At 68.3% G+C, this 5,928-nt stretch carries 7 protein-coding genes; 2 read left to right on the forward strand and 5 right to left on the reverse strand.

Going from position 1 to position 5,928, the window contains the following annotated elements; all coding sequences use genetic code 11:
- The 4 genes from AC1DJN_RS20095 to AC1DJN_RS20110 form a co-directional block, all read right to left on the reverse strand.
- Window positions 1–522: hypoxanthine-guanine phosphoribosyltransferase (locus AC1DJN_RS20095; RefSeq protein WP_478039954.1), on the reverse strand; the 522-nt coding region annotated here is incomplete at its 3' end.
- A complete protein-coding gene (nagZ, locus tag AC1DJN_RS20100) occupies window positions 522–1,529 on the reverse strand; it encodes a beta-N-acetylhexosaminidase (RefSeq protein WP_025879181.1) in 1,008 nt (335 codons plus the stop codon). The genes AC1DJN_RS20095 and nagZ, both read right to left, overlap by 1 nt.
- Before the next feature lie 162 nt (window positions 1,530–1,691).
- A complete protein-coding gene (locus AC1DJN_RS20105; RefSeq protein WP_442252217.1) occupies window positions 1,692–2,399 on the reverse strand; it encodes a DsbA family oxidoreductase in 708 nt (235 codons plus the stop codon).
- A 48-nt stretch (window positions 2,400–2,447) separates the two neighbouring features.
- Window positions 2,448–2,933, reverse strand: a complete 486-nt coding sequence (locus AC1DJN_RS20110) for a CYTH domain-containing protein (protein ID WP_312401661.1) — start codon at window positions 2,931–2,933, stop codon at window positions 2,448–2,450.
- 94 nt (window positions 2,934–3,027) lie between these two features.
- On the opposite strand from AC1DJN_RS20110, the gene AC1DJN_RS20115 reads away from it, so the two are divergent.
- A complete protein-coding gene (locus AC1DJN_RS20115) occupies window positions 3,028–3,648 on the forward strand; it encodes a hypothetical protein (RefSeq protein WP_442252218.1) in 621 nt (206 codons plus the stop codon).
- A gap of 60 nt (window positions 3,649–3,708) precedes the next feature.
- Here the strand turns inward: AC1DJN_RS20115 and rlmD are convergent, their stop codons facing one another.
- Entirely contained in the window at window positions 3,709–5,043 is a 1,335-nt protein-coding gene (rlmD, locus tag AC1DJN_RS20120; RefSeq protein ID WP_442252219.1) for a 23S rRNA (uracil(1939)-C(5))-methyltransferase RlmD, read from the reverse strand.
- A 128-nt stretch (window positions 5,044–5,171) separates the two neighbouring features.
- Between rlmD and AC1DJN_RS20125 the strand changes: the two genes are divergently transcribed.
- Complete coding sequence (locus AC1DJN_RS20125; protein ID WP_478039957.1) at window positions 5,172–5,894, forward strand: Hpt domain-containing response regulator; 723 nt, start codon at window positions 5,172–5,174, stop codon at window positions 5,892–5,894.
- Window positions 5,895–5,928: the final 34 nt, after the last annotated feature.

The raw sequence follows: 5,928 nt of genomic DNA on the forward strand, positions 1-5,928 counted from the left end.
GCGCAGGGTTTCGTTGACGTCCATGCCGAAACCGAACACGTAGCGATCCGGCAGCTCGATGCCGGCATRGTCGGCGGTGACGTCCGGCAGCGCGCGATCGTGCTTCTTCACGGTCATCGCGGCAATGCGCACGTCGGTCGCGCCCTGCTCCAGGCACCAGGTACGCACGCCCTGCAGGGTGTAACCCTCGTCGAGGATGTCATCGACCAGCAGCACGCGGCGGCCGAACAGCGCCGTGGCCGGCTTGTGCTTCCACACCAGGTCGCCGCCGGTGGTCTCACCGCGGTAACGGGTGGCGTGCAGGTAATCGAACTGCACGTCCTGGCCACGCGCGCCCAGCTCCAGTGCCAGCTGGCCGGCGAACGGCAGCGCACCGTGCATGATCGACAGGAACAGCGGCACCTCGCCCTGGTAGTCGCGCGCAATGGCGTCGGCGATGCCGGCAATGGCCTTGTCGATGGTGGGGCGGTCGACCAGCAGGTCGGCTTGGGCCAGGGCCTGGGAAATGGTGAGGTTCGGCATCAGACGGTTCTTCCAAGGGTTTGCAGCAGACGGGATTGGGTGTCGCCATGGCGGGCATCGGCCAGCAGGCCATCCCAGCCAAGCGCGCCGCGGCCGAGCAGGCCCAGCAGCGCAGCGGTATTGAGGGAGCGTCCCTGCACGGCGTGCAGGGCTTCATCGACCAGCTCCGGGTGGCAGACGAGCACCACATCGCAGCCGGCATCCAGGTGTGCGTGCACGCGTGCCGGCACGCCACCGGCGCTGTGCGAGGCGGCCATGCCGATGTCATCGGAGAACACCACGCCGCGGAAGCCGAGCTCGCCACGCAGGATCTGCTGGATCCAGCGCGGCGAGTAACCAGCGGGTTCCGGTGCGACCTGCGGGTAGATCACATGCGCCATCATCACCGCATCGGCGCCGGCGGCGATACCGGCCGTGAACGGGACCAGATCCTGTGCGCGCAGTTCATCCAGCGCACGCGGATCGATCGCGGTATCCACGTGGGTGTCTTCCAGCACGGTGCCATGGCCGGGGAAATGCTTGAGGGTGGCGGCCATGCCGACCGCATGCATGCCGCGCACATAGGCAGCGGTGAACGCGGCCACCACCTGCGGGTCTTCACTGAAGGCACGATTGCCGATGGCGCGATTGCCACGGCCGAGGTCGACCACCGGGGCGAAGCTCAGGTCCACGCCGCTGGCACGGACCTCACTGGCCATCAGCCAGGCGTGCTGCTCGGCCAATGCCAGCGCAGCGTCGGGATCCCTGGCGTACTGGACACCGATGTCCTGCAGCGGCGGCAGTTCGCTGAAGCCCTCACGGAAGCGCTGCACGCGACCGCCTTCCTGGTCCACGCAGATCAACTGCGGGCGCGGTGCGGCAGCGCGGATCGCCGCGGACAGTTCGGTCACCTGCTGCCGCGAAGCGAAGTTGCGCTTGAACAGCACCACCCCGGCCACAGCATCGTGCTGCAGCCACTCACGTTCCTGGGCGGTCAGTTCAGTACCGGCAACGCCGATCAGCAGCATGGTCGATCTCCACAACGGGCGCCCGCATGGCGCAGTGCCGCATTGTCGCAGAACCGGCCAACAGGCGCAGTGGTCAAAAAGGGGGACGGAGGGGATCAAGGCGCAATCGACCCACTGGTGCCGGATGCGACTCAATCCCCTCCGTCCCCTTCTGCGGGTCGGTCAGACCTTGCAGCCGTCCGCGCCGCAGGCGTCGTCGCCGCCGTCCGGGGCACCCTCCGCGCCCTGCCCCGCCGCCTGCTCGGCGGCGATCTGGCGCAGCGCGTTGGCGAAGGCCTCCGGGGGCTGGGCTCCGGAAACCGCCCAGCGGCCATCGATGACGAAGGTGGGCACCGAGGAGATACCCAGTGCATGGGCCTGCGCCAGGCTCGCTTCCACTTCGGCCAGGCCACGATCGCCGGCCAGCATTTGCTGGATCTCGTCTGCGGCAAGGCCACCGGCGGCGCCGGCCGCGACCAGCACTGCCGGGTCGGCCAGATTCTGTCCATGCTCGAAATGGGCGCGGAACAGCGCCTCACCGACGGCCTCCTGCACGCCGTGCTGGCCAGCCAGCCACAACAGGCGATGCGCCGGCAGCGTGGTTACCCGCACCTGGCCCTGGCTGAAGTCCATCGGCAGGCCCTCGGCCCGCGCAGCGGTCTGGGTCTGGCCCAGAATCTGCTCGGTGCGCTCGGCACCGCCGAACTTGCGCACATAGGCCTCGCGCAGTGGCACCGGGGTGGCGTCCGCATCGGGGTCAAGCTGGAACGGCTGCCAGTGGATCTCGAGTTCGGGCGCATCGGCGCCTAGGAACTGCACACCCTGCTGGAAGCGATGCTTGCCGATCCAGCACCAGGGGCAGACCACGTCGGAGTAGATGTCGATTCTCATCCCCCCGACATGGGGGCCGACACCCTCGAAAAAAGGGGACGGAGGGTTTCACCACTGTGAATAGGGGCGGCTGGCCAGAGCGACGTTGTAGTAGCGGGCGTCGTCGGTCACTTCGGCGCCGATCCAATCCGGCAGCTCGATGGCCTGGTTGGCGCTGTCGAGCTCGACCTCGGCGACCACCAGACCAGCGTTGTCGCCGAGGAACTCGTCCACTTCCCAGGTCAGGCCGGCGTACTCGACCAGATGGCGGCGCTTGTCGATCAGGCCGCCGACGCACAGCGCCAGCAGGTCGCGCGCATCCTGCACCGGAATCGGATAGTCGAACTCCTGCCGGGTATGGCCCAGGGTGCGCGACTTCAGGTTCAGCGCGGCCTTGTCGCCTTCAATGCGGACCCGCACCGAGGCGTTCTGGGTGCCGCGGTCGAGTGCGCCCAGATCGTTGATGTAGCCCTGCGCCATCGGGATGACCCTGTGCGCGGCGGTGCGCCACCCATCATGGGTGACGAGGAATTTGCGTTCGATTTCGATGCCCATGGGCACAGTATGCGGCTCACGCCAGACGCTGCCTATCGGCGCGGCGACGGGCAGGACTACACTGCGCGGCCCCCCAACCATGGAATGGTCGCTCATGACGCTTTCCCATCGCCTTCGTCGCTGTCTTGCCCTGTCGGCGCTGCTGCCGTGCGCCGTTGCCAGCGCCGGATCGGCGACCGTACCTTCGCTGCAGCAGGCACAGGCTGCGATGGACCGGATGTTCGACCAGGCCGTTGCCGATCGCCCCGCCAGCGACAGCAGTCGCCTGGTTGCCGAGACGTTCCGGCCCCGTCTGCAGACCCTGGACAGCTGTGCCCCCGCCGAGGCCGGCGACGCCGTCGATTGCATCGCCACCGCCAGCGCAGGCATCAACTCGCGACCACAGCTGCTGCGGCTGGCGCTGGTGGATGGCGCGTGGACACTGCCTGACCAGCGCAATGTGCCCGTACCGGCGCCGCCCCGGGAAAGGGTGCAGGCGCTGTTGCGCGAACGGATCGCCGGGCAGGCGCAGCAGCAGGCCGACCCAGCCCTGCGCGCACGCTTCGAACAGGCTGCCGGCACCCTGCAGGTGCAGGAAGTGAGGAACTGCGAGGTCGCCAGCGACAGGGCCGCCATCGAATGCACCGTGCGCGCAGGCGACGGCAGCGAGCATGGCGAGCAGTCCATGGCCTTCGTGCGCGTGGACGGCCAGTGGCAGAACGCACCGGCCGACTGACCGCATTGCCTGCCTGCAAGCGGCAAGGCAGGCGCCGGGCAGCCCCCGGCGCTGCAGGCATCAGCGCTTTTCGAACACCGCGATGCTTTCCACGTGCGCGGTATGCGGGAACATGTCCATCGCACCGGCGCTGACCAGGGTGAAGCCCTGTTCGTTGACCAGGTAGCCGGCATCGCGGGCCAGCGAGCCCGGATGGCAGCTGACATAGACGATGCGCTTGAACTGCTTCAACGGCAGCTGCTGCAGCACTTCGATGGCGCCCGAACGCGGCGGATCCAGCAGCAGCTTGTCAAAGCCCTGGCGCATCCATGCCGTGCTGCGCTGGTCCTGGGTGAGGTCGGCGCTGTAGAACTGCGCGTTGGCCAGCCCGTTGCGCTCGGCGTTCTCACGCGCACGCGCCACCAGCCCGGCATCACCTTCCACGCCCACCACTTCGCGCACCTTGCGCGCCAGCGGCAGGGTGAAGTTGCCCAGGCCACAGAACAGGTCCAGCACGCGCTCGTCGGCACCCGGTTCAAGCAGGTCCAGCGCGTGGGCGATCATCTTCTCGTTGAGCTTGGCATTGACCTGGATGAAATCCAGCGGACGGAACGCCAGTTCGACATCCCACGGCGCCAGCCGGAACGAAAGCGCCACGCCCTGCCCGTCCAGCGGCTGCACGGTATCCACGCCGCCCGACTGCAGGTAGATGACAAAACCGTGCTGTTGGCCAAAGGCCGCCCAGGCGGCCCGATCGGCATCACTCAGCGGCTGCAGGTGGCGCACGGTCAGCACCACGGCCTGGTCACCGGCGATGAACTCGATCTGCGGGATGTCGCGCTTGCCATCCAGGGATTCGATGAAGGTCGACAGCACCTCCACCTTGGTGCCGATTTCCGGGATCACGGTCAGGCACTGCTGCAGGTCTGCGACGAAGCGCGGGTCCTGCTCGCGGAAGCCGACCAGGGTCTTGTCCTTCTTCTCGACCCGGCGCACCGAGAACCGGCCCTTGCGGCGGTAGCCCCAGCTGTCACCCACCAGCGGCGGCAGCACGGTGCCCGGCTTCACATGGCCGATGCGCTCCAGGTTGTCCATCAGCACGCGCTGCTTGGCGACGATCTGCTGGTCTTCGTCCAGGTGCTGCAGCACGCAGCCGGCGCAGGTGCCGAAATGCGGGCAATTGGGGGTCACCCGCTGCGGCGAGGCCTGCAGCACTTCCACCGTGCGCGCCTCATCGAAGTGGCGGCTGCGGGCGGTCTGTTCGGCCATCACCACTTCGCCAGGCAGGGCGCCGCTGATGAAGGTGACCTTGCCGCCCTCGCCTTCACGGCGGGCAACWCCGCGACCATCATGGCTGAGGTCGAGGATCTCGGTCTGGAAGGGAGTACGGTCGATGCGGGAGCGGGATCGGGCCACGTGGCAACAGGCTGCGGGCAAAAGTGGGGGCGTATTGTCGCAGATCCTGACCAGCGGGGCCGCTGGCCGCTTGCGCCCGCCGCCGCCGTGCTTGATGATTGACCCCAGCTGACATGGAGGCAGCCCTGATGCAGATGACCCCGCGGGCCAGTCGACCCCGCTTCCTGCTTGTCGAGGACGACATCATCAGCCGCGGTTTTTTCAAAGCGGCGTTGGAAACGTTACCAGCGGATGTGGATACCGCCGACTCACTGGCCAGCGCCCTCGCGCGCGCCGAGCCCGGTGCCCACGATCTGTGGCTGATCGACGTCAACCTGCCGGATGGCAATGGTGCCCAGCTGTTGCACCAGCTGCGCCGCTCGCACCCGGACACCCCGGCGCTGGCGCATACCGCCGACGGCGATGCTGCCATTCACGCCCGCCTGCGCGAGGCGGGTTTCAGCGACACCCTGGTCAAGCCGCTGGGCCGCGACCAACTGCTGAAGGCGGTCCGTCGTGCGCTGGTCAACAGCCCCGCCGGTTCCACGGTGCCGCCGGCGGCGGTCGAGCTGGCCCTGGAGGACTGGGACGAAACCGCCGCCCTGGCCGCGCTCAATGGCCAACGCAACCACCTGATCGCCCTGCGCGAGCTGTTCCTGGCCGAACTGCCGGGCGTGCGCGATGCGGTCGAACAGGCGGTGGACCAGCATGACGAGCGCCAGCTGCGCAGCCAGCTGCACCGGTTGCAGGCCAGCTGCGGGTTCGTGGGTGYAGCGCGACTGGCACGTGCGGTACGGCAGCTGCATCACACGCCCGAATCGGGGCAGGCACAGGCGGGGTTCCGCGCGGCGGTGGCTGCCCTGCTGCACTGAGGGTTGGTCGGCAGGGCTGCGCCCTGCACCCGCC

Source organism: Stenotrophomonas sp. 05L414_2 (assembly GCF_056397905.1).

Coding starts and splice junctions, on each gene's coding strand:
- AC1DJN_RS20115 (WP_442252218.1), top strand. CDS start 3,028: ATGACGCTTTCCCATCGCCTTCGTCGCTGTCTTGCCCTGTCGGCGCTG.
- nagZ (WP_025879181.1), bottom strand. CDS start 1,529: ATGCTGCTGATCGGCGTTGCCGGTACTGAACTGACCGCCCAGGAACGT.
- AC1DJN_RS20105 (WP_442252217.1), bottom strand. CDS start 2,399: ATGAGAATCGACATCTACTCCGACGTGGTCTGCCCCTGGTGCTGGATC.
- AC1DJN_RS20110 (WP_312401661.1), bottom strand. CDS start 2,933: ATGGGCATCGAAATCGAACGCAAATTCCTCGTCACCCATGATGGGTGG.